The 23,096-nt window shown below is 51.3% G+C and carries 21 protein-coding genes; 11 read left to right on the top strand and 10 right to left on the bottom strand.

Annotated features, from left to right (window positions below):
* Nucleotides 1–7 precede the first annotated feature (7 nt).
* Together rsmH and mraZ are read right to left on the bottom strand one after the other, a co-directional pair.
* Nucleotides 8–955 carry a 16S rRNA (cytosine(1402)-N(4))-methyltransferase RsmH gene (rsmH, locus tag FHS90_RS05345; RefSeq protein ID WP_182512251.1) on the bottom strand — a complete coding sequence of 316 codons (948 nt, stop codon included), beginning with the start codon at nucleotides 953–955 and terminating at the stop codon, nucleotides 8–10.
* Nucleotides 956–960: 5 nt separating this feature from the next.
* Nucleotides 961–1,428: a division/cell wall cluster transcriptional repressor MraZ gene (gene mraZ / locus FHS90_RS05340; RefSeq protein ID WP_182512249.1), complete on the bottom strand. Its 468-nt coding sequence runs from the start codon at nucleotides 1,426–1,428 to the stop codon at nucleotides 961–963.
* A 328-nt stretch (nucleotides 1,429–1,756) separates the two neighbouring features.
* Between mraZ and FHS90_RS05335 the strand changes: the two genes are divergently transcribed.
* The 6 genes from FHS90_RS05335 (at nucleotide 1,757) to FHS90_RS05310 (ending at nucleotide 8,859) form a co-directional block, all read left to right on the top strand.
* Entirely contained in the window at nucleotides 1,757–2,212 is a 456-nt protein-coding gene (locus tag FHS90_RS05335) for a hypothetical protein (protein ID WP_182512247.1), read from the top strand.
* 87 nt (nucleotides 2,213–2,299) lie between these two features.
* Entirely contained in the window at nucleotides 2,300–4,513 is a 2,214-nt protein-coding gene (locus FHS90_RS05330) for a TonB-dependent receptor (protein ID WP_182512246.1), read from the top strand.
* A 19-nt stretch (nucleotides 4,514–4,532) separates the two neighbouring features.
* The gene (locus tag FHS90_RS05325; RefSeq protein ID WP_220482993.1) at nucleotides 4,533–5,276 is read left to right on the top strand and encodes an acetolactate decarboxylase; all 744 of its coding nucleotides are present in this window, start codon (nucleotides 4,533–4,535) and stop codon (nucleotides 5,274–5,276) included.
* A 122-nt stretch (nucleotides 5,277–5,398) separates the two neighbouring features.
* A complete protein-coding gene (locus tag FHS90_RS05320) occupies nucleotides 5,399–5,752 on the top strand; it encodes a heavy-metal-associated domain-containing protein (protein ID WP_066833554.1) in 354 nt (117 codons plus the stop codon).
* A 222-nt stretch (nucleotides 5,753–5,974) separates the two neighbouring features.
* A complete protein-coding gene (locus tag FHS90_RS05315; protein ID WP_182512244.1) occupies nucleotides 5,975–6,766 on the top strand; it encodes a GLPGLI family protein in 792 nt (263 codons plus the stop codon).
* A gap of 218 nt (nucleotides 6,767–6,984) precedes the next feature.
* Nucleotides 6,985–8,859 carry a M1 family metallopeptidase gene (locus FHS90_RS05310; protein WP_182512242.1) on the top strand — a complete coding sequence of 625 codons (1,875 nt, stop codon included), beginning with the start codon at nucleotides 6,985–6,987 and terminating at the stop codon, nucleotides 8,857–8,859.
* 324 nt (nucleotides 8,860–9,183) lie between these two features.
* On the opposite strand, the gene FHS90_RS05305 is transcribed toward FHS90_RS05310, so the two are convergent.
* From FHS90_RS05305 to FHS90_RS05275, 7 genes are all read right to left on the bottom strand, one after another.
* Nucleotides 9,184–9,933, bottom strand: a complete 750-nt coding sequence (locus FHS90_RS05305; RefSeq protein WP_182512240.1) for a fatty acid desaturase — start codon at nucleotides 9,931–9,933, stop codon at nucleotides 9,184–9,186.
* A gap of 532 nt (nucleotides 9,934–10,465) precedes the next feature.
* Entirely contained in the window at nucleotides 10,466–11,311 is an 846-nt protein-coding gene (locus FHS90_RS05300) for a 4-hydroxy-3-methylbut-2-enyl diphosphate reductase (RefSeq protein WP_182512238.1), read from the bottom strand.
* A 253-nt stretch (nucleotides 11,312–11,564) separates the two neighbouring features.
* Nucleotides 11,565–12,101 (bottom strand): hypothetical protein, encoded by a 537-nt coding sequence (locus FHS90_RS05295; protein ID WP_066833563.1) that lies wholly within the window; start codon nucleotides 12,099–12,101, stop codon nucleotides 11,565–11,567.
* Entirely contained in the window at nucleotides 12,101–12,934 is an 834-nt protein-coding gene (locus FHS90_RS05290; protein ID WP_066833623.1) for a phytoene/squalene synthase family protein, read from the bottom strand. The genes FHS90_RS05295 and FHS90_RS05290 overlap by 1 nt, the downstream gene beginning before the upstream one ends.
* Nucleotides 12,935–12,951: 17 nt before the next feature.
* Nucleotides 12,952–14,460 (bottom strand): bifunctional phytoene desaturase/3,4-desaturase, encoded by a 1,509-nt coding sequence (locus FHS90_RS05285; protein WP_182512236.1) that lies wholly within the window; start codon nucleotides 14,458–14,460, stop codon nucleotides 12,952–12,954.
* Between the two features lie 127 nt (nucleotides 14,461–14,587).
* On the bottom strand, nucleotides 14,588–15,103 hold the full coding sequence (locus tag FHS90_RS05280; RefSeq protein ID WP_182512234.1) for an RNA polymerase sigma factor: 516 nt from the start codon (nucleotides 15,101–15,103) through the stop codon (nucleotides 14,588–14,590).
* Nucleotides 15,104–15,636: 533 nt separating this feature from the next.
* On the bottom strand, nucleotides 15,637–15,903 hold the full coding sequence (locus FHS90_RS05275) for a hypothetical protein (RefSeq protein WP_182512232.1): 267 nt from the start codon (nucleotides 15,901–15,903) through the stop codon (nucleotides 15,637–15,639).
* 190 nt (nucleotides 15,904–16,093) lie between these two features.
* On the opposite strand from FHS90_RS05275, the gene FHS90_RS22585 reads away from it, so the two are divergent.
* Nucleotides 16,094–16,222: a hypothetical protein gene (locus tag FHS90_RS22585; RefSeq protein ID WP_277620010.1), complete on the top strand. Its 129-nt coding sequence runs from the start codon at nucleotides 16,094–16,096 to the stop codon at nucleotides 16,220–16,222.
* Nucleotides 16,223–16,425: 203 nt separating this feature from the next.
* On the top strand, nucleotides 16,426–17,271 hold the full coding sequence (locus FHS90_RS05270; protein ID WP_182512230.1) for an alpha/beta fold hydrolase: 846 nt from the start codon (nucleotides 16,426–16,428) through the stop codon (nucleotides 17,269–17,271).
* Between the two features lie 175 nt (nucleotides 17,272–17,446).
* On the opposite strand, the gene FHS90_RS05265 is transcribed toward FHS90_RS05270, so the two are convergent.
* Complete coding sequence (locus tag FHS90_RS05265) at nucleotides 17,447–18,727, bottom strand: DUF6600 domain-containing protein (protein ID WP_182512228.1); 1,281 nt, start codon at nucleotides 18,725–18,727, stop codon at nucleotides 17,447–17,449.
* 1,352 nt (nucleotides 18,728–20,079) lie between these two features.
* Here FHS90_RS05265 and FHS90_RS05260 point away from each other — a divergent pair.
* The 3 genes from FHS90_RS05260 to FHS90_RS05250 all read left to right on the top strand — a co-directional run bounded on the left by FHS90_RS05260 (nucleotide 20,080) and on the right by FHS90_RS05250 (nucleotide 23,064).
* Nucleotides 20,080–20,547 carry a GbsR/MarR family transcriptional regulator gene (locus FHS90_RS05260; protein WP_343049601.1) on the top strand — a complete coding sequence of 156 codons (468 nt, stop codon included), beginning with the start codon at nucleotides 20,080–20,082 and terminating at the stop codon, nucleotides 20,545–20,547.
* A 75-nt stretch (nucleotides 20,548–20,622) separates the two neighbouring features.
* Nucleotides 20,623–21,978 carry a TolC family protein gene (locus FHS90_RS05255; protein WP_182512227.1) on the top strand — a complete coding sequence of 452 codons (1,356 nt, stop codon included), beginning with the start codon at nucleotides 20,623–20,625 and terminating at the stop codon, nucleotides 21,976–21,978.
* A 24-nt stretch (nucleotides 21,979–22,002) separates the two neighbouring features.
* Complete coding sequence (locus tag FHS90_RS05250; protein WP_182512225.1) at nucleotides 22,003–23,064, top strand: efflux RND transporter periplasmic adaptor subunit; 1,062 nt, start codon at nucleotides 22,003–22,005, stop codon at nucleotides 23,062–23,064.
* Nucleotides 23,065–23,096: the final 32 nt, after the last annotated feature.

Below are 23,096 nucleotides of genomic sequence, written 5' to 3'. Positions count from 1 at the left end.
AAATGTGTTACCTATCTCCTTTTCCTCTCCCCTTATTTGACGAATCCTGCGTCTCCCGTTTTTCTGCCACGCGCAGCTTGGCGCTGCGGCTTCTATTGTTTTCCTGTAGTTCCTGCGCGCTGGGCACAATGGGCTTGCGCGTCACAGAATCCAGGGGTTTAATCTCATTTCCGAAGAAGTCTTTCTCCACTTCCCCAAAGAATTTGCCTTTGCTGATGTAGTTCTTCACCAGCCGGTCTTCTAAGGAGTGGTACGAAATCACTGATAGCCTTCCGCCGGGTTTCAACACCTCCACGGCCTGCTCCAACATCTCCTCCAGCGCTTTCAGTTCATCATTCACCTCAATTCTCAAGGCCTGAAAAACCTGCGCCAGGTATTTATTTTCCTTACCCTTTGGCGTACAACCCATTATGGCCTGCTTGAAATCAGCAATGGTCTCAATGGCCTGCACGTTTCTAGAAGATACAATCTCCCGCGCCAGCGTCCTGGCGTTCTTCACCTCGCCGTACAGCCCGAAGATTTTGTGCAGCTGCTCCTCTTCATAGGTATTCACCACCTCGCGTGCTGTCAAAGGACTGTCATTGTCCATGCGCATGTCCAGGGGGCCGTCAAAACGGGTAGAGAAGCCGCGCTCAGCGGTGTTGAACTGATGGGAAGAAACACCCAAATCTGCCAAAATGCCGTCTACCTGCCGAACCCCGTACAGACGCAGGTATTTTTTCAGGTACCGGAAGTTGGCTTTCACAAACGTAAACTGGTCTGAGATGAGTTTCTCAGACTGCTTCTCGGCATCGGTGTCCTGGTCAAAGGAATAGAGCTGACCGCCCTGCATCTTGCTTAAGATGTGCGCAGAGTGGCCGCCGCCGCCAAACGTGACGTCTACATAGATACCGCCGGGCTTAATGGCCAACGCATCTACCGATTCCTGTAACAAAACGGGCTGGTGGTAGGTCATGGCCTTTACTCAGTTATTGTAGTGGTTGGACCGTCGCCCAGAAACTTCTGCGCCATCTCGGAGAAGTTCTGCTGGTCCTTGATTAAGAATTCGTCGTATTTGTCCGGGTTCCAGATTTCTACCCGGTTGCCGAGCCCCACCACAATGGCTTCTTTCTCTATCTCGGCGTAGCGCACCATGGTTCTGGGCAAAATGAAGCGGCCGGCGTTATCCAGTTCCACCTCGGTGTTGCCCCTGAAGAAATTCCGCTGGAAATGGCGGTACTCCTCGTTGAACTCATTAAGACCGGCCACCTTGTCGTAAATCACCTTCCACTCGGTTTTGGGATACAACACCAGGCATGGCTCAAACCCTCTGGTCAAAACCACCTGGTTTCCAGACTCATCCGGCAGGTTGGCTTTGATTTTAGAAGGCAGCACCAATCTTCCCTTCGGGTCTAGCTTACATTCGTATTCGCCGGAGAGGAAGTTCATACTTGGTTTGGTGGTGACGGCAGTCTTTGGTACAAAACAAAAGTAGTAAAGCCAAAGGCAAAGTCAACCACGTTCTCCCACTTTTTACCACTTTGTGGATAAATCATGGTTATCCACCCCACTTATGCACATTATCCACATTCCCACGGCCCCACTTCGGGAAAACTTTTGGATATCATTTGCTAAAAATTTCATAGCATAATGCGCAAAAACCGCTAATACGCTGTTTATGAGCCGTTTTTCCCAAAACTCACCCAAAACAGAAACCGTTTCTACCAGGTGGTACAGAAGTGGTGGAAAGTGGAACAATTTTCCGTAACTTTGCGACATGCGGACAAAAACCCGACATATAGTGCTGCTTTTGCTGGTGTTCAGCCTGCTCACAGGTTCTGTGGGAGTGGCGGGTACGCAGCGGTTCTGCGCTATGTTGGGTATGGCCATCCCATCCTCGGCGGCGGCCAAAAAAATGGAGAAGATGGGTTGCTGCTCCAAAAAGAAAAAAGCGCCTGCCTGCCCTAAACCAGACAAAGCCCCAAAAACCACTTCTGTCAGCAAAAAAGCCTGCTGCAGTGAGGCCACCACGTACCAAAAACTGGACGTTGAGACTTCCCTGAAGTTTTCTAAGGTGGAGTTTCTGGCTATTGCACCGGCGCTAACCAGCACATTCCTGTTGCCGCCGGTTACGCTTGCCACGGAGGCCAATTCCTGGCCACTGTACTCAGATTCCTCCCCTCCGCTGGCGGGCAAAGATTTGCTGCACCGCCTGCATATCCTGAACATTTAGTAGACATTTCCTTCGGTTTTTAAACGGAAGCGGCATTTCTGCGCCCTTCTGTTTCTCTGGAAATTGTTTTACTAAATCATGATAACTATGTCTTCTTATATACGTCAGGCCGCATGGGCTTTGACCTTGCTGGTGCTCCTGCTTCCTTTTTTGGCCTCGGCCCAAACCTTGACTGGCCGGGTAATGGACCAGGAAAAACACACCCCTTTGATTGGTGCCTCTGTGCTGTGGGTAGGCACCACCCAGGCCACCAGCACAGATGCTGACGGCTTCTTTACGTTCACTAAAATTCCTTCAGGAGCTACCGCGCTTTTAATCAGTTACATTGGCTATAAGCCAGATACGGTGACATTTCAAGGGCAACAGAACCTGATGGTGCACCTGAAATCTGAAACGGCTCTGCAGGAAGTGACCATCACGGGCAAACAGGACCGGTATTCGGCCATGACACCTACCAACTCTCAGGTTATTACCGCCAAAGACTTGCTCAAATCTGCCTGCTGCAACCTGGCCGAAAGCTTTGAAACGAACGCCTCGGTGGAGGTTTCTACCACAGACGCGGTTTCTGGCGCCAAACAAATTCAGATGCTGGGGCTGGACGGGGCGTACACTTTATTGACCATTGAAAACGTGCCCTCGCTGCGCGGATTGGCCACGCCCTACCGCCTCAACTACCTCTCCGGCACCTACATTGATGCCATTGACATTATCAAAGGAACTGGTTCTGTGCTGAACGGCTACGAATCCATCTCCGGACAGGTGAACGTGCGGCTCAAAGACCCGGAGAAAACCGACCGCCTGCATGTGAACCTGTATGGTAACAGCCTGGCCAAGTGGGACGCCAACGTGAACACTTCGTTCAGCCTGAACAAGAAAATTAGCTCGGTGCTCATGCTGCACACAGACCAGCTTTCTAACCGGGTAGATGGCAACAATGATGGTTTTCTGGATTTACCCTTGGGCAAGCACTACAACGTGTTCAACAAATGGAAGTACAACAGCGGCGGCCCCATCATCTCTGAACTGGGCGTACAGCTGCTCACTGAAAACCGCATTGGCGGGCAGAAAGGCTTCAGGAGCGGCATGCCCCAAACCGAAGGCAATTTCTACGGCACCGAGTCTGAAACCGACCGCGTGAGCGCTTATTCTAAAACGTCTTACACCTTTAAAAGCAAACCGTACCAGAGCATCGGGCTTATTTTGTCAGGCACCAACCATCAGTTTGATTCGCACTACGGACCCAGAACCTACTTTGGCGAGCAGAACAGCGGCCTGGCGAACCTGATTTTCCAGTCGGCGTTTGGGAACACGGCGCATACGTACAAGACAGGCTTGAGCTATCAGTACGAGGACTATGACGAGACGCTGGCGGGCAAAAACTACACCCGTCGGGAATTGGTGCCGGGTGCCTTCTTTGAGTACGTTTACCAGAACAGCAAAAATCTGACGCTGGTGGGCGGCCTGCGGGCCGATTACCACAACCTGTACGGCTGGGTGTTCACGCCCCGGTTCAACGTGAAGTATGATTTCACGCCCAACACCATTCTTCGGCTGGCCGCCGGAAAAGGATTCAGGGTAGCCAACCCCATTGCCGAAAACGTTGGTTCCCTGGTGAGTAACCGTGAATTCATGATTCCTGACAACCTACGGCCGGAGAAAGCCTGGAACGTGGGCGGAAGTTTCACCCAGTACTTCACGTTAGGCGAGCGTACCGGCGCTTTCATCACCGACTATTACTACACCACGTTCCAGAACCAGGTGGTGCCTGATATGTACAGCAGCCCCAACATGGTTATATTCACCAACCTGAACGGCCGTTCTTTCTCCAAAAGCTTCCAGGCAGAGGTGCAGTATGAATTGACGTCTATGCTGGATGTGAAAGCGGCTTACAAGTATTTTGACGTGCGCACCAGCTACAACGGCCAGCTGCTGCAGCGTCCGTTCATACCCAACCAACGCGCGTTCCTGAACCTCGGCTTCGCCACGCCTTTTGACAAATGGCGGGCAGATTTGACGGCGCAATGGTTTGGCCAAAGAACGGTGCCTGTGATGGAACATTATCATGAAGGCCCCATTAAAACAAGAAGGGTAAGTCCGTATGCAGTGTTCAATGCGCAGGTAACCCGGGCATTTAAACAATGGGAACTCTATTTAGGCGGCGAAAACTTGTTGGGCTATAAACAGAAAAACCCGATTATTGCCGCCGACCGTCCGTTCAGCCAGGACTTTGACGCCAGCATGATTTGGGCACCCATTACGGGCCGGGTAATTTACGCAGGTTTACGGTTCACCATTAAATAAACGCGCTATGAAAACAGAGATGACAAGATTTTCAAAAACGCTCCTTTCTACCCGCGCGTGGGCGGGAATATTAGTGCTCATCATCAGTTGGGGTACTTCTTCATCGGCGTACGCCCAGCAGGTGAAAATGGTGGGAGCCATGAGAAACGTGATGATGAAAGGCCAGCTGCGCGCAACCGTTGACCTGGACACGCTTTCCTCTAAAACCCATCTGTTCGGGCTGGGCCCGATGGAGAATCTGGCCGGTGAAATTCTGGTGCTGGACGGCACCGCGTACAAAGCCACGGTGCAGCCAGACAATTCTATGAAAGTAGAGGAAACGTTTCAGCTCAAGGCGCCTTTCTTTGGGTACGCCACCGTAGAGAAGTGGGTAGAGCAGAAACTTCCGGCCAAGGTGCAGACCCTGCCCCAGTTGGAAGACTACTTGACCCAACGGGCCGCCAACGTGAAAGAACCGTTCTTTTTTAAGCTGGAAGGAATGGCAGAGCACGCGACCATCCACGTGGTGAATTTGCCCGCCGGCACGGTGGTTCGCTCGCCTAAAGATGCGCACCAAGGGCAGGTGGATTATGCGGTGGCCAACGTACCGGTTCAGGTGCTGGGCTTTTACTCTACGGCGCACAAAACCATTTTCACGCACCATGACACCAACCTTCACCTGCACCTCATTACGGCAGACAAACAGAAAATGGGCCATGTAGACGGGCTCAAACTGAAAAAAGGAGCCATAAAACTGTACCTGCCCCAAACTCTGTTTAACTAAATTTTGTTCTTTACATGCAGGCCCATTGCTGTTTTTGGCCTGATTTTGGCAAAACAGGTCAAAAACGCACCTAAGGAAATTTAACTTTTAACCCATACCTTTAAACTCTTAACCATCACCAAATGAAAACCTTGAAAACCCTATTGTTCTCGCTGTTGTTGACCGCTATCTCTACCGTAGGCTTCGCCCAGGGCGGAAAGAAAAACGAGGAGGTGAAATTTAAAACCTCGGCGGTGTGCGGCATGTGCAAAGCCACCATTGAGAAAGGTCTGGCCTATGAGAAAGGCGTGCAGAAAGCCACCCTTGATGAAAACACCAAAGTGGTAACCATTCAGTTCAACGGCTCCAAAACCGATGCGGCCAAACTGAAGAAAGCTGTGAACGACCTGGGCTATGACGCCGATGATTCCCCTGCCACCGCCCGCGCCTATGAGCGCCTGGACGAGTGCTGCAAGAAAGACAAAGGTGCCCACTAAACCTTTTGATATTTAAAACAGGAAAGCCTGCCCATTTTGGGCAGGCTTTCCTGTTTTCTGCCTTTCCTGTTTTTGGGCTGTTTTCCAGAAAACAGCCCAAAAACAGGAATTTGCTTTCAGCCCTACCTCTTGTTTATCTTAAAAATTTCAACCAACTTACTTTCAACAACTTACCACAACTTATATCTCTATAGCTATTCCAATAACGACAGGCAGAATATTATGCAAAAGCAAGCATTGAGTCTTATGCTGTTGCTGCTGTTACCGGCATTCTCTCTGCTGGCGCAGACTGACCAAACGGTGCACGTGGTCAAATACCTGTACACCGTGCAAGACCCAACCGGCATGGTGCACACAGAACGAATGCTCTTATTGATTGGCAAAGAAATGAGTGCCTTCAAAAGTTATGACAAGTTTGTGCGGGACTCTACCATCTTCGCTAAGCAGAACCTCGCCTTTGACAGCCGCGCCCTCAAACGCGGTACAGATGCCCAGCTCTACAAAATCTACTACCAAAACAAAGGCCTTTTTACCCGCACCCTCTTGCACACGTACTTCTGGGAAGAAGACTGGCCGTTCTATGACTGGAACATTTCCCCGGAAACCACCACCCTGCAAGGGCTCACCTGTCAGAAAGCCACCACCTACTCCCCCGCCACCAACACGGAATGGACGGTGTGGTTCACCCCAGATGTCCCTTTTTCAGTGGGGCCGGGCACGCTGCACGGGCTGCCCGGGTTAATTGTCAAAGCCGAAAACAACGAGAAAACCATCACGTATGAACTGCTGAACGTGGCCAGTCCTGCCGCTCCCTTCCAGACCATTGAGTTCCCGCAGAAAGCGGTCAAGATCACCAAAAGCGAGTATAATAAAATGCTGGAAGCAGCCCGCAAAGACCCGGTGGGGTTCGCTACCAATTCAGGGGCTTTGAACGGCAATGTGCAGGGGGTGAACATCTCGCCTCCCAACCCAGCTACCAAACCGCCCAAAAAAGAAAGGAAAACGGGCAACTGACACAGGTTTCCGCTTTAGCATCAGGCTGGGGACACGTTCCCGCCACAACGGCTCTGTTTCGGTTTCCTGAAAGCTGGAGGTATTCCCCGTTTCCGTTTTGGGGCTTTTTTCAGGAAAACAGCCCCAAAACGGAAATTCGCTTTTAAGCAAGCAGGGTTTCAGCAAGTCTGGGAAAGGCGCTATCTTTAAGGGAGTTTTTCTTTTTTTGACTGTCCCTGATGCTCACAAACAAACCCCTCCTCACGCTCCTGCTCCTACTGGTGGGCGCCCGCGCCTTTGCCCAGCAGCAGCTGCCCATGCCGCGCAACATTGAAGCTGCCTACCAGAAAGGCACCCGCAGTCTCACCGGCCTTCCCGGCCAGAACTACTGGCAGAACACCGCCGACTATACCATCAAAATAGACTTCGACCCGCGGACCCGAAGAATTGCCGGCACCGTTGATATTGACTACACCAACAACAGCCCAGACACGCTCAAGCAGATTGTGTTCAAGCTGTACCCCAACCTTTACCAGAAAGGAGCGCCGCGCGCGAGCGGGATTTCGCCCAAAGACGTGAGCGACGGCGTGCAGATTGAGAAGCTGAGCGTGAACCAGGAGGCCCAGGATGTGCAGAAGCTGCGCATTGAGGCCACCAACCTCACGCTCAGGGTAAAACCCATTGCCCCTAAGCAAAAAGCCAAATTCAGCATTGCGTACCAGTATATTTTGAACGAAGGCTCGCACATGCGCACCGGTCAGGTTGACCCGCAAGGCGCGGCATTTGTGGCGTATTTCTTTCCGCGCATAGCGGTGTATGATGACGTAGAAGGCTGGAACCGAACTCCGTACCTGGGCCCGCAGGAGTTTTACAATGATTTCTGCCGGTTCAACACTGAGATTTCTGTGCCTAAGGACTTTGTGGTGTGGGCCACCGGTGATTTGACCAACGCCGCTGAGGTGCTCCAGAAGAAATTTGCGAAACGTTTGGCAGACGCCGAAAAGAAAGACGCCCTTGTGGCCATCATTGACAGCACAGACCTGAAGAAAGGCAATATCACCGCCCAGAACGCCCGTAACACCTGGAAGTTCACCGCCCAAAACGTGGTGGATTTTGCGTTTGCCACCTCGGCGCATTATCTCTGGAACAGCACCAGCCTGGTGGTAGACCCCAGAACCAAACGCCGCACCCGCGTAGATGTGGCGTTCAACCCCAAACACCATGATTTTGTAGAGGTGATTGACTTCGCGCGCAAGACGGTGCAGCACATGAGTTACACGTTCCCCAAGTGGCCGTTCCCGTACCCGCACATCACCGTGTTTGACGGGCTGGACCAGATGGAATACCCCATGATGGTGAACGACAACCCCGTTGACACCCGCGAAGACGCTATCACCCTCACCGACCACGAGATTTTCCACACCATGTTCCCCTTCTACATGGGCACCAACGAGACTAAGTACGGCTGGATGGATGAAGGCTGGGCCACCATGGGCGAATGGATTATCTCGCCGCTCATTGAACCCAAAATGGTGGATGATTATGGCGTGCAGCCCTACTCCATGCTGGCGGGCACCGAGGTAGACTTGCCCATCGCCACGCTCTCTACCCAGCAGTCTGGCACGGCTTTCTTCCTGAACTCATACCCCAAGCCTGCCTTCGGGTATCTCTATGTGAAAGATTTGCTGGGCGATGAACTGTTCACCAAAGCCCTGCACCACTACATCCAGACCTGGAACGGCAAGCACCCGCTGCCCTGGGATTTCTTTAACGCCATGAACGCCGGAGCCGGGAAAAACCTCAACTGGTTCTGGCAGCGCTGGTTCTTTGACAACGGCATGCCAGATCTGGCCATTGCCCACGTACAGCAGCAGAACGGGAATTACCAGGTCACGGTTGAGGCTGTGGGCAGCAAACCCGTACCGGTTGACTTGGTGGTAACCTACGCAGACAACTCCACCACCACCCACCACAAAACCATTGCCGTCTGGGAAACCGGAGCCAAAACCACCCAGGTTGATTTTAAAGCCCTCAAGCCGGTAAAAAAACTGGAAATCAAGCACTCCCACGTATCAGATGCAGACCGCTCTAACAACGTGTATGAGGTGAAATAGCAAATGATTGATTTAAAACGGCAAAGCCGAAGAGAAAGAGCTCTTCGGCTTTGCCGTTTTCGGGCTGTTTTGGCCAAAACAGCCCGAAAACAGGAACGGTCAATTTAGATGCGCCTTCTCCTTCAGAAGAAGAGACAACAAAGCGTGTTTACCCAAGCGAAAAAATGAGTAGCGGGTATGGCAGTATTACATTACCTGTCCGCTAAAAAACCACTTGGCATGCATGCCTCAGCAGATGAAACCATCCCTCTTCAAGAGGAGAATCACCCATAAATTAGCTACGAAGCACGAATAAACCCGGTAGAGAAATTCTTTACATTGCTCTTATCTGGTTTCCTTGGCCCCCTCCCGGCGGTCTTTCTCTTTGTACAACTGCCACCAAGGCAGGTAAGGTTTGTCATGGTGCTCATAGTGGTACCCGAAGAAGTAACAGCTCAAAAACGCCCACAAATGGTTACGCTGCTGGGTGCCAGATTTATGCTTGTTCTCTGGTTCATGCACGCCGCGGTGCGGAAGGTAGGTGCCGAAGTAAAACAGCTGAAACGTAGCCAACACCGCCGGTACCATCCAGAACAGGATAATGTTCTCCAACGGGAACCAGAGTTGCAGCAGGTGGAACGTACTCGCCATTAATAGAATCTGCCCCACTGTAATGTACTGCCGTGCAAAGCTGAAGAACCAGAGAAAGAAGTTGCCGCCGTGGTAGTCGGGATCCTTGTCAGTAGCCACGTGGCGGTGATGCTGATGGTGCTTGGGGAACAGCCGTGGGTAGTAATTGTAGGCAAACAGCCCGGCGGTGAGGGTGCCAATGACCGTGTTCAACCGTTTGTTCCCGGGGGCCACCACGCCGTGCATGGCATCATGGGCGGTAATGAAAAGCCCGGTGTACAGGTGCATCATGACCAGCACCGCCAGATACGTGAGCGGTGAAATGAAATCTACTTGCCAGTGCAGCAGAAACCAAAGCACACTGCCCCAAGCCACCAGAATGGTGAGGGCAATGGTGATTCCGGCGTACTTTTTCAAAAACAGCTCCAAAACAGATTTTCTATTGATGAATTCTCCTGCCAGCATTTTTCCTGCCGCTTTCCCTGCCGCAAGCTTTCAACCTTTGGCTTCCCTTGGCGGAAGTTTTCAACTTCCGGGAACCGACAGAAGCATATACGCAAGTTACAAACTTGCGGCAGGGTGGCTCCAAGTTGAAAACTTGAAGCAGAAAATTAATCTGCGGCAGGAGAATACAATTATATCGCTTTGACGAAACACTCTTTTCTTCCTAAGAGCATGTTTAAATTTTCCTTTTGCGCTGCAAACGGGTATAAAAGGAACCTGACTTTGCCATTTTCTCGCACCATAGCGAGGCGTATGCTGCTCCAAAATCGATTCGTCAGAACGTTGTGCTCCCCATTTTCGCCTGCAAAATCAAAATGTAAACAAGCTCTAACTAGCTTACTCCAAAGACCTCGTAGCGTCCGGAGGACCTGCGAGCGTCTGTGCCAATAGCCGTACACCCAAGCTTCTGTTTTTGGCCTATTTTCAGAAAAACAGGTCAAAAACAGAAGCTTTCCCTCTTTAGTCTTGATACTTATTACTTGATACCAAAAAACTAAAACGTGAGCAGCACGTCCCGCACCTCCTCCATGAGCCACATGGGCGTGGAGGTGGCCCCGCAGATCCCAATTCTTTCCCCTTCCCCAAACCACTCCGGCTGCAGCTCCTCTTTCTTGGAGACGAAGTAGGTGTTGGGGTTGGTGTCTTTGCAGACCTGGTAGAGCACCCGCCCGTTAGAAGATTTGGTACCGGAGACAAAAACCACTTTGTCAAACTTCAGCGCGAAGTGGCGCAGCTCCTTGTCCCGGTTGGAGACTTGGCGGCAGATGGTGTCATTGGCGGCAACGGCGTGGCCCCGGGCCTCCAGTTCGCCTTTGATGCGGTAGAAGCTGTCAGTGCTTTTGGTGGTCTGGCTGTAAAGCGTGATGTTCTGGGGCAGCTCATGGCGCAGGAGCTCGTCCAGGTTCTCAAACACAATGGCCTCGTTGTTGGTTTGGCCCAGCAGGCCAATGACTTCGGCGTGGCCGTGTTTTCCGTAGATGAAAATCTGCTCTTGCTTGTCAAACGAGGTCTTGATGCGGTTCTGCAGTTTCAAGACCACGGGGCAGGAGGCGTCAATCAGGGTGAGGTTGTTCTGCAAGGCCATCTGGTAGGTAGACGGCGGCTCCCCGTGCGCCCTGATGAGCACCGGCTCGTTCTGCAACGTCTGCAGCATGGCGTGGTCAATAATACGAAGGCCCTTGTCTTTCAGGCGCTCCACCTCCACGTCATTGTGCACAATATCGCCCAGGCAATAGAGATAGCCTTTCTCCTCCAGCAAGTCCTCGGCCATCTGAATGGCGTAGATGACCCCAAAGCAGAAGCCTGAATTTGAATCTATATGTACCTGTAACTGACGCATACTTTCTAAACAAGTTCAGGTAGGGGTTTGTTTGCGCATACGGGTTCTTTTTCCAGAAATCTGTTTACCACAAGCAGGCAATGACAAGCAGTAAGAGACCCTAAAGAGCAGTTTCTACCGGAGGAGCATTGTTTCCCGAATCTCCGCTTTGTCCGCTCCTGTTCCATTGGTTTAGAAGAAAGCCTTTTTAGACATCCTCCCTGCTCAGAGGTGGGCGGCAGACTAAACAGATGGAGGGCTACGTAGCTATGGGTCATAACCTTAGGTTTTCCACGCGCTGTTTTTCTTCGCCGGTGACTAGTTCCTTGCGGAGCAGGAAGTCTTTCATGATGCGCACAGACTCTACCGGCATGCCGGACCGGGGGTGCCGCAATATGGCCGCCATGAAGATCTTCTTGTCATCTACCAGGTTGGGGCTCATGTTCAGGTACCGCGGTATGTAGTTTTCAATAGAGTATCTCAGGAACCGGAGCTCCGGATCATGCTGGTCCAGCGCCACCGCCTGGTCAAAGATGGCGGCGCTCTGCTTCAGGTATTTGATTTTAGAGTAAGGGCTCCAGACATGTTTGGCCATGATGGCGTGAGAAACCGCCTTGTACCCCAGCTTGAGGGGGTCTTTGCCCGGATATTTGCCCATCAGGTCCAGAAAACGCTTGGCCACGTCTTCATCTTTGGCCGCCTTCTGGTAGTAGTTCAAAAGCTCATCATGCGAATACGCGTCTTTCCCCTGGGCAAAGGCGGCAGGAGAGAAAACAAGGCAGAGTATGAGCAACAGGGGGAATAAGCGCATCAGATTGTATTTAATTGGTACCGTATATACGAGCCAAGCAGTAGTGCAAGTTTCGTATTGTCTGGTACCCGTACGCGCTGCTCTAAAATGTGGGTGGCCGGCAACCGCTTTATTTTCTTGAAAAGTTTGAGATAATAGATGTAGGCCAGGTACACCCCCAACCTGGCCCCCCGGGGCAGGCCCAGAATTCCCTGGTAGGCATTGTCAAAATCGCGCTGTATGTCGGCCTCTATCTCTTGCTTGTCCTGGTTGCAGAATTTAAGAAAATCTACTTCAGGGAAGTACACCCGGCCCCGGTCATGGTAATCACTCTTGATGTCCCGCAGAAAATTCACTTTCTGAAACGCCGAGCCCAGCGCCCGGGCCCCTTCGTGCAACTGGTCAAATTTGGCGCTGTCGCCTTCGCAGAACACGCGCAGGCACATCAGGCCCACCACTTCGGCGGAGCCGTAGATATATTGTTTGTAGAGCTCACAGTCATAAACGTGGTCTACCAGGTCCATCTGCATGCTGTGCAGGAACGCCTCAATGAATTCACGGTCAATGCCGTACTGGTGTACCACCATCTGGAACGCGTGCAGCACCGGGTTCAGGCTAATGCGCTCCTCCAGCGCCTGGTACGTCTCCTGCCTGAACCGCTCCAGCAGTTCCTGTTTGTTATGGTGGTGGAACGTGTCTACAATTTCATCTGCGAAACGAACGAACCCATAGATAGCGTAAATGGGGTCCCGGAAGCGCGGATGCAGGGTTTTGATGCCTAGCGTAAAAGACGTGCTGTAACGCTGGGTGATCAGCTTACTGCACTCCAACGTGGTGGCATCAAAAAGATTCATGGGTGACAGCATCTGCATTAATGGCTTAAGGTAACGTTCTGCGGGGCAAATTCTTTCACCACTTCGGCAGCCACCACCTGCCCAGAGATGAGCGAGGGCGGCACGCCGGGGCCGGGAACGGTTAACTGCCCTGCGTAAAACAGGTTCTTCACTTTCTTGCTCTTGAGGCTGGGCTTGAGAACCGCCGTCTGCCGCAAGGTATTGGCCAGCCCGTAGGCGTTGCCTTTAAACGCGTGGTAATCTTTTATAAAATCACGGTGGGCGTAGCTGCGTTTGTATATAACATGGCTGCGCACCTCCTGCCCCGTGATTTTCTCCAGCCGCTCCATCACCATCTGATAGTAATGCTCCCGCGTCTCCTCCCGGTCCTCCAGATCAGGGGCCACGGGAATGAGAACGAACAGATTCTCCATACCTGCCGGTGCTACGGTGGGGTCTGTCTTAGACGGGACTGACACATAGAACAACGGCTTTTGGGGCCAGGCCGGGGTAGTGTAAATTTCCGCTGCGTGGGGGCCAAAGTCCTCATCAAAGAACAGGTTGTGGTGTTGCAGCCCCGTCAGTTTTTTGTCTACGCCCAGGTAAAAGATCAGGGAAGAAGGCGCCATCACGCGGCTGTCCCAATAACTGTCACTATAGGTACGAAATGACTGGGGCAGCAGTTTGGTTTCCAGGTGGTGGTAATCGGCGGAGCCGATGACCACGTCAGCCTCATATTTTCCCTGGGCCGTTACTACGTGGGTGATGCGGCCGCCTTCCAGCTCCAGCCGCTGCACTTCCTCCCCTAATCTTATCTCAACGCCCTGCTCCTTTGCCAGCGCCACCATGCCTTCTACAATTTTATGCATACCGCCTTTGGGGTACCAGGTTCCCAGAGCCATGTCTGCGTAGTTCATGAGACTGTACAAGGCCGGGGTATTCTCTGGGAGCGCGCCCAAAAACAGAATGGGGAACTCCATCAGCTGAATGAGCTTGGGGTGCCGGAAATACTTGCGCACATGCTTGGCCATGCTCTGGAACACATCCAGCCGCAGCACGTCTACCAACAGCTTGGGGTCAATGAATTCTGTGAGGGAACGGCTGGGTTTGTAGACCAGGCTGTTAATGCCCACCTCATATTTATAGGCAGCCTGCTTCAGGAACTTCTGCAGTTGCGTTCCTGCCCCCGGCTCCAGGCTTTCAAACAGTGACTCCAGCGCGGGCATGCTGGCCGGCAGCTCCAGCACCTCCTGGTCTCCATACAACACCTGATAAGAAGGGTCCAGCCGCACCAGCTCATAATAATCGCTCACGTTTTTGCCGAATTTGGCAAAAAACTGCTCAAAAACGTCTGGCATCCAGTACCAGCTGGGGCCCATGTCAAACACAAAGCCGTTGGTGTTGAAAACGCGGGCCCGCCCGCCCGCTACTTCATTCTTCTCCAGACACACCACCTCATACCCTTCGCTGGCCAAACCAGCGGCCGCCGCCAAGCCAGCAAAGCCGGCTCCAATTACAATGACTTTCTTTGCGGATGTGTGCTGCATGGGCTCTCGTTTCTCCAAAATAGCGATTTGTACGTAAATTAGCTGCTATATAGTTAAGTTCCTATGTAAATATACACCCATGCCCGCTGTTGCAAAAGGCTGCACGGCGGGCAACTGGGTGAAAATATTAGTCGCCGTAGGCGTAAACACTCAGCTGCTCTTTCAACTCTTTCCGGGCCAGGTGAATCCGGTTTTTGACGGTTCCAATTGGCAGCTTGAGCTGGTCTGCAATCTCTAAGTATTTATAGCCCACATAGTACATCATGAACGGAGTCCGGAACTCCTCCGGCAGTTGTTCAATGGCCGCATATATATCCTTCATGACAAACTCCCCGTTGGCCCCATTCACCGCTACCATTTTGGTGTCAGTAGACAGAAACTGGAAATACTCATCTGTGTCAATGGAGCTGGTGCGCTTGGTTACCTTGTTGTAGTGGTTGATAAAGGTATTGCGCATGATGGTATAAAGCCATGCCTTCAGGTTGGTGCCCGCCCTGAACTTGTCCCGGTTCACAAAGGCCTTCAGGAGGGTCTCCTGCACCAGATCCTTTGCATCATCAGTATCACGGGTAAGATTGAAAGCAGCGGGGCGCAGGGTTGGCGCCATCTTCTCTACTACGGAGGTAAATTCTAGTGCAGTCATTTGTTTAACCTTTAAAGTAAAACGTTAAACAATTATACGAGCCTTTATCCAATATGACATATTTTGTTTAATAGATTTTTGATTTTATTAAACAATTTATATGATTTACTGGAATTATACTGTATTTACCAGGTTTTGGTTTAGCCAAAGAGGAAAAACATTAAACAAAGAGGCGTTTAAGGTGGCACAAGGGTACTGACTACTCAGGCAGGCGGAGGCACTTTGTACAGTACTTCCTGTTTGGCTGTTTTTAGCCTGAATTCTGAAAAACAGATCAAAAACAGGCAGCTCCACAGGACAGGAACTGTTACGTTGCTCCCTTCTGGATGCTCTCTGTAAGAAGACCCGAACTCCCTCTCTTAAAGTACCAGAAGGTATGTGTGCCGCAGGACTGGTAAAAGAAACCTATACAGGACTGCGGTGCGCCCCCAGGAATCAAAAGACCTGAAATGTACAGGAAAGGCGTAGATTGTATGCCAGGCAGGAGGCGGCGTTGACGGGCTTACTTAAAGAACAGGACTGTTAAATCATAATCAGAAACCTGGTTTTACTTTGGTTCCTTCCTTTTCATAGAACCCATAAGGTAGAATCTCCCAGTAAAAAAGCTTAGGCCCATCACCCGTATTGGTTACTAAAAGCACATCACCTGCTGAATCTTTTAAACAACAAACGCTGGCAAATACCCAAAAAGCAAGAATTTCCAAAATACACAGGACAAATTTCTCTGTTACAAAACAACCAAATGTTTCCTTCTTTTCAAGTGACAGCCCCTCTACATTTGTCCCATACCTATTGAACAAAGGACGAGAGAAACTGGCCCCCTATCAGTTTCCCCCATGATACTGGTTTCTCTCGTCAATAGGTTCTTCCAGCAAGACAGGTTCACCTGTTATGTAACCATAAGGTTCGTTTAAAGTTCTAACAATGCCTTTGCTTTTAAGACTCTATTATTTACACAAAACCAGGCATAAGGGGGTGTCAAGGAAAGGTGTGCTCAAATCATTCATGGCGTTTCTGCTGAGTTCAGAGGCAGAAGACTTCTCAGCTTGGGAAGTCACCGCATTTTATTCATTAATCCTTCTGACCATAAGCCTGCTCCTTTTTGTGATCATCTTGTAGTAGCACAGCATCTTGTAGTTGTAAAGTATTCCCCTTTTTAACATATCCCCCATTGTAGAGAATGCCCTGCTTGCCCCCACGAGCAGGGTATTTCTTTTTCCTATCCCTATATTCAGGCCTTTGCCGTAGACTTTACAAGGCAAATTACCACCTAATCTTCGCCCTTACTTACGTATTAGTGCCTACACCTTCCCTCTGATAAGATGAAGCACTCTTTTTATACCGTCAACCACGTTCAGCTTAATGTATGGGAAGCAGGCAACCCCGCAGATCCTGCTATTTTGTTTCTGCACGGGTTCCCGGAGTTTGGCAAGGGCTGGCACAGACAGCTACAGTACTTCTCCACCCGGGGCTGGCATGCAGTAGCCCCAGATCAACGGGGTTATCACCTGAGCAGCAAACCTACCGAGGCAGGGGCCTACACCACAGATCTTTTAACCAAAGACATAGCAGACCTCATACCTCAGATCAGCCGGGGCACTGTGGTCTTGGTAGGGCATGACTGGGGAGGTGTAGTTGCCTGGAACCTGGCCTTGACACATCCCCATCTCCTGGAGAAGCTGGTGGTTCTGAACATGCCCCATCCCGAGACCATGCACCACCACCTGACGCACAACCCCCAGCAGATGCTTAGAAGCTGGTACACCGGTTTCTTTCAGCTACCCTGGTTGCCAGAGCAGGTGAACCGTGCCTTTGACTTTAAATTCCTGGAGAGCGCTTTAACCGGCACGGCGTTACCAGGCACTTTTCCGCCGGAGGTGCTACAGGAGTATAAGCAAGCTTGGGCGCAGCCCGGGGCAATAGAGGCCATGCTCAACTGGTACCGGGCGTATAAACACAACCCCATGCAGGCCAACCATACCATTACAACTCCCACCCTGTTACTGTGGGGTAAAAAAGACAAGTTCTTAGGAACCGAGATGGCGCAACCCAGCATGGCACATTGCCAAAACGGCCAGCTGGTTTTCCTGGAAAACGCTACCCATTGGCTCCATCATGAACAACCTGAACAGGTGAGCCAATTGATCACTGCCTTCATACGCCACTAAAGCCACTCGTGCTTAGGGAGCCTTCCTGATCATGTTCAGTGAACCCGGTTCTGTTTCTGGGCTGTTTTTACTAAAACAGCCCAGAAACAGAAATTCTTTGGAGCAGCTGGTGGCAACAAAAAAACCACGCCTAACGAGACGTGGTTTTTAATCCAGTTATTACAAATACCGGCAATCAGTTTCGGCCTCTGGCAGGAGATTCTCGTCTTGGGGAGTCTGACCTGGAGGAAGAAGACCGCTGCGCCGGGGCTGTGTTTCCGTGGCTTTGGCGTTCTGCAGGCTGGTATCTCCCCTGAGGAGACGCGGTGCTTCTCTGCGGGGAATAGTCTGCCGGGGGTGCAACGGCCGGCTCAATAGCTGAAGAACGTTGCCTTGGGGCTGGCGCGGGAGTTCTTTCATACCTTCTGCTCTCCACTTCGCTTCTGCTGGAAGGGGAAGCCTCCCCTTGAGCCCTGGCGGGCGAGGGTTCAATTCGCCCCTGGTATGTGGCTCTGCCAGTTCCAACAGAGCGGCTGGGTTGCGGGCGTTGCTCCTGCAGTTGCTCTCCCACCGGCTCCCTCCTGTCTATTCTTGCATCATCAGCCATAGAACCAGAAGATGAGGTAGACTCAACAGCAGTCCTACCCCTAGCCCTGTCACTGCTCCTGTCTATTCTCGCGCTGGAGGGTTGAGTCTCCGTCACCCGGGAATGACTGGCCGCCCGGTTTTCCCGGACCGCAACCCGGGTGGGCGCCTCCCTTCTTCTGGAATCAACCTCTGGCCGGTACAGGCGCAGTGAATTGTCTGCCACCTGGGTTCGGCCGGGGCGGGAGTCAGAATCAAGGCGGTGCACCTGCACTTTCTGGCGGGTGTAGCGCTCTATGTCTTTGGAGCGCGGGCCATATACATACCTATGGTTGTCCCGCTCATAGTAATTATTGACAATGGTGGTATGGTGGTAAATGTTCACAACCTGCGTTCTGGGCAAGCAATAACTGTATATGCGCGGACTGCTGATATAGCGCACTGGTACAAAGACCCACCGGGCAGGCGCCACCACGTAGGTAACGCGGGGCCCCATGGGTGCCCAGCCGTAATACCCGTCTGTGTGCCGCCAGTCTACCCACGCAGGCCCCCATTCCTGGCCGGGCACCCAGAGCCAACCGTAGTAGTCATCATACATCCAGCGGCCGTAGTGAAAAGGAGCCCAGCCCCAGTCATAGTCAGAGACCCAGGTGTTGCCGTATTCGGTCATGACCCAGTGGCCACGGGAGGCATACGGCTGGAAATCCCGTTCCACCCTGGGGGCCCACACATACCCGTACTCGGGGTCATTGATCCACTGGCCATAGGGGCTGAGTTCGTCATAGAAAACCTGGAACGAAACCCTGCCGCCGGGTCCGGCCATAACTTCTCTGCTGCCCGGCAGACCGAACGCCAAAAGCGCCATCACTCCCAGCGCCCACAATCTTTTCATAAACGTTTTCATTGGTAAAAGCTATGCGTTGGCGAAGAGGCTTGGGGGATGTGGCTTTCTACCGTCAACAAGTTGAAAAAAGGATGCTTCTCTCCTCTGTCTAAACCAAACATCCTGCCAAAATTTTTCTTTTTATATAGAGAATCACATATTTTTCAAACCAAGCGTAAATAATTGACATAAATGGACTTGAAGGATTAACTAAGACCCACTTAGAACTTCCTCCAGAACCAAACGTCTGTTTATAATAAAGCGCTTTATACCAGAAGATGCCAAGGATATTGAGCACGTCTTTTCAGTGTTACGGCTGGCCGTGTTTCTGTTTTGGAGCTGTTTTTGGAAAAACAGCTCCAAAACAGAAACACCTATCAGACGCCGCCGCACAGGCTATGCCCCCGGCTGATCCCTTTTTCATAAAAAACTTAGATGAAGAAAAGGGAAGGGTGACGCCAACTTGAAAGCCGAGCAGCAGTACCGCCCGGCGCTTGTAACGGGGTATTGGCTGGCTTCTTTAGTAGCACTGGCTGCACAGTTCTGCTTTCCGCATACGCGCCGCTCCAGGGGATCGCTGCGTTTCAGGCCTGTTTTTGGGAAAACGGCTCCAATACAGCCAGGCATTTAACAAACTGAGGGCGTGATCTCTTCAGAAAAAAAAAGCGCAGGCGGTGGCTGCCAACTGAATTATTTTAAAATTCTTCCTGTTCCCTGCAAGAATAGCCCCTTTGGCACGTTATCTGCATAGAATTCCCCAGGCTTTGGCAACTACATTGTGTAGCTACATATTTTGGCACGGACTAGGATCTTAACTTTTTTCCTTCCATCTTGACCAATAGACAACTTTCCTTTGGGGGTGCGGGTAGACATACGGTGCAGCTGAAAGCGCTGGAGGGACTTACAAAGGCAGATGGCCCAGGGAATCTCCTTTTGCCAGAGCCCCTATTTAAGACATACAAACAAAACAGACCCATGTTAACGAGCTTACAGTTTTCTCTTTCAGAATTATTAAGGGAATTGGTTTCAAAATTAAAAGGACAGACTTTACAGCCCGTACCAGTTCCTGTGCGCAACAACCGGTAAGGCAGTAGTCCACTCATAGAATAGAACTTCACGTGCAAGGCCCACTTCTCCAGCAGAAGCGGGCCTTTCTGTTTTCGGGCTGTTTTTTAAAAAACAGCCCGAAAACAGAAAGGCCCCACAAGAATCTGGGCCACAAGACGGCCCTGGCGGCCAGCCAATTTCCTTACCCAGAACTGCTGTAAAAAAAATATTAAAATAAAGTTCTAAAAATTATGAACCAAAGAAACTAACCCATACCTTTGTGCTGTTCTTACTCTGAACAACAAAAGAAAGACGTGACGAACTTAACCCAAGAACAGAAACAGCTGATAGAGAAAATCGGGATATACCATGAGCAGCAGGGCTTTCCGCCGGTGGTGGGCCGCATCATGGGCTTGCTGTACGTCTCTGACCGCCCTCACCTGAGCTTTGAGGAAATCATTGACACGTTGAACATCAGCAAAAGTGCCACCAGCAATGCCTTGAACCTGCTGCTGCAGATGAGGCTTATAGAATACACCACTTTCTCCGGTGACCGCAAGCGGTACTTCAGTGCCCTGCTGGAAAAGTGGCATCAGGAGGTGGTTGACAAAATGGGTTCTATCCTGGCCTTCAGCAGCCTGCTCCGTAAGGCCAATGAACTCAGGGGTGACTCCAACCCCGGCATGAATGAGAAAGTGCTGGAGCGGATAGAATTTATGGAGTTCCTCTCCCGCGAGGTGCCCCTGCTACTGGAGAAGTGGCGGAAAGAGCGGAAAAAATAATTTTTTTGCCCATTGTAGTTCTCAAAAAAACAGAACTAAAAAGAAATATAAAAACAATTTAACTTAAATAAAACCGTGAATAAGAAGCATTTAGTACTGAGTCTCCTGCTTACTATAGTGGCGAGTTTCAGTTATGCGCAGACCCAACCGCAGGGCAACGTCATTACCTTACAACAGGCGTTGAACCTGGCAACCACCAATAATATCTCTATTCAGCAGGCGCAGTTAGATGAGCAGGGCGCTGAATACCGCATCAAGGAAACCAAAGGCTCTGGCTTGCCCCAGATTAACGCTACCGGCCAGTTGGCAGTGTACCCGTCTATTCCTACGCAGCTGTTGCCAGGTGAGATTATCGGTCAGCCGGGAACGTATGTACCGGTGAAATTCGGGCAGAAATACAATGCCACCGGTGGGTTTGAGCTGTCTCAGCTGATTTTCAGCAAGTCCTACTTTGTAGGCCTGGAGGCGGCGGCCACTACCCGAGACCTGTACCGCCTGCGCACCCAGATGAGCAAGGAAGACGTGCTGTACAACGTAAGTTCGGCGTATCTGCAGGCGCTGCAAACCAAGGAGCAGTTCAACACCATTGAGGCCAACTACAACCGCCTGGTGCAGCTGGAGAAAATCCTGACGCTGCAGTACAAGAATGATTTCGCCAAGAAGGTTGATGTGAACCGCATCACGGTAAACAAAACCAACCTGGAGAACCAGCGCGAAACCTTGGCCTCTGCCTATGAGCAGCAGAAAAACGCCTTGAAGTTCTTCATAGGTTTGCCCATAGACCAGCAGTTTGAGCTTTCAGACGAAGCCACGCTGGAAAACACCGTGTTGCCGCTCACCGCAGACGCCAATGAGGTATTGGCCCAACGCACCGATTACCAGGCCCTGCAAACCCAGAAGAAATTGTATGGTTTGAACGTTGAGAACATCAAAGGCCGCGCTTTCCCAACGTTAGCAGGTTTTGGGCAATACAACTACAACGCCCAGCGTCAGGAATTCAACTTCTTTGACACCAGCAAACCATGGTTTAACACCTTTGTGTTAGGCGTGCAGTTGAACATTCCCATCTTTGACGGGTTCCAACGCAGAAACCAGATACGGCAAGCCGAATTGGAGGTAAAGAAAACAGATTTGGATTTGCAGAACCTGACGCTGAACACGCAAATGAGCCTGGACAACGCCATCAAGCAGATTTCCACCAGCCAACTGGCCATTCAGAACCAGGAGCGCAACGTGCAACTGGCGCAAGAGGTGTATGACACCACCAACCGCCTATACAAAGAGGGTCTTAGCCCGCTCACCGATTTGCTGGAAGCGGAAGTAAGCGTGCGCGAAGCCCAGACCAACTTGAACAACGAACGCTTGAAATACAAAATCTCGCAGCTGAACTACTTGAGAGCCCGCGGCGAAATCAAAAACCTAATCCAATAACACTTACGCAGGAACACTAAAAAAATGAAAAAGCTGATTTATATCCTGGTTGCGGTTCTTCTCATAGGCGCCATTGCCTACACCTTGAACAAGAACAAAAAGGAAATGACTGAGAAGGCGGCCGTGGCCGAAATCAAAAGCGAGGCCATTCCGGTGACATTGACTGAGGTACAGAATGCCAAGCTGGACAAGTCGTTCACGGCCCAAGGGAACTTTAGGCCAGTACAAAGCCTGACCCTGATGGCAGAAGTTTCTGGTCAAATCCAGCGCGTGTACAAACGCAAAGGCGATAAAGTACGGGCCGGTGAAGTATTGCTTCAGGTAGAAGATAACACCTCCAGCGCCAATCTGGCCACGGCACAGGCCAACTACCAGAAAGCCCAGAAAGACCTGGAGCGCATGAAAAACCTGATTGCCGGTGACGCCGTGACCAAACGCCAGCTGGAAGAAGCCCAAATCAACGTGAACGCCACCCGCGCCCAGTTGGTAGCCGCCCGCCAGAACCAATCCAACGCCCGTGTCACCGCCCCTATCAACGGTGAGATTAACGAAATGTACATTGAAGTGGGGTCTTACCTGAACGCCAATGCCAGCACCAAGCTGTATGACATTGTGAATGTAGACCGCCTGAAACTGAACGTGAAAGCGTCTGAGGCCGAAGTGCTCCTCATCAACCGTGGCCAGAAAGTGAAAGTAACGGCCAATGCCGGCGGTGCCCAGGAATATGAAGGCACCGTGACCGCCATCGGCGCAGCCGCAGATGCCAGCCTGAAATTTGACGTGGAGATTGAAGTGAAGAATACGGCTAACAACAACCTGCGCGCCGGTATGTATGGCACCGCGTTCTTCCCGGTAAATGCCCAGCGTGACGCGCTTTTGCTGCCGCGTGAAGCCATTGTGGGTAGCATTCAGGACCCAAGTGTATGGGTAGTGAACAACAACAAAGCCAGCATCCGGAAGGTGAAGGTAGGTGTGGTGACCCAGGACCAGGTAGAGATACTAGAAGGTATTCAGCCGGGTGAGAAAATTGTGCAGAGCGGCCAGATCAACCTGCGTGAAGGCATTCAGGTGTCTGTGTTGAAGTAATATCATCTTTTCTTTTACAGAAGAAGTTTAGA

Source organism: Rufibacter ruber (genome assembly GCF_014138425.1).
Taxonomy (GTDB): Bacteria; Bacteroidota; Bacteroidia; order Cytophagales; family Hymenobacteraceae; genus Nibribacter; species Nibribacter ruber_C.
Note: the sequence above shows the minus strand (reverse complement) of the source record. Positions and strands in the feature narration are given on the sequence as shown.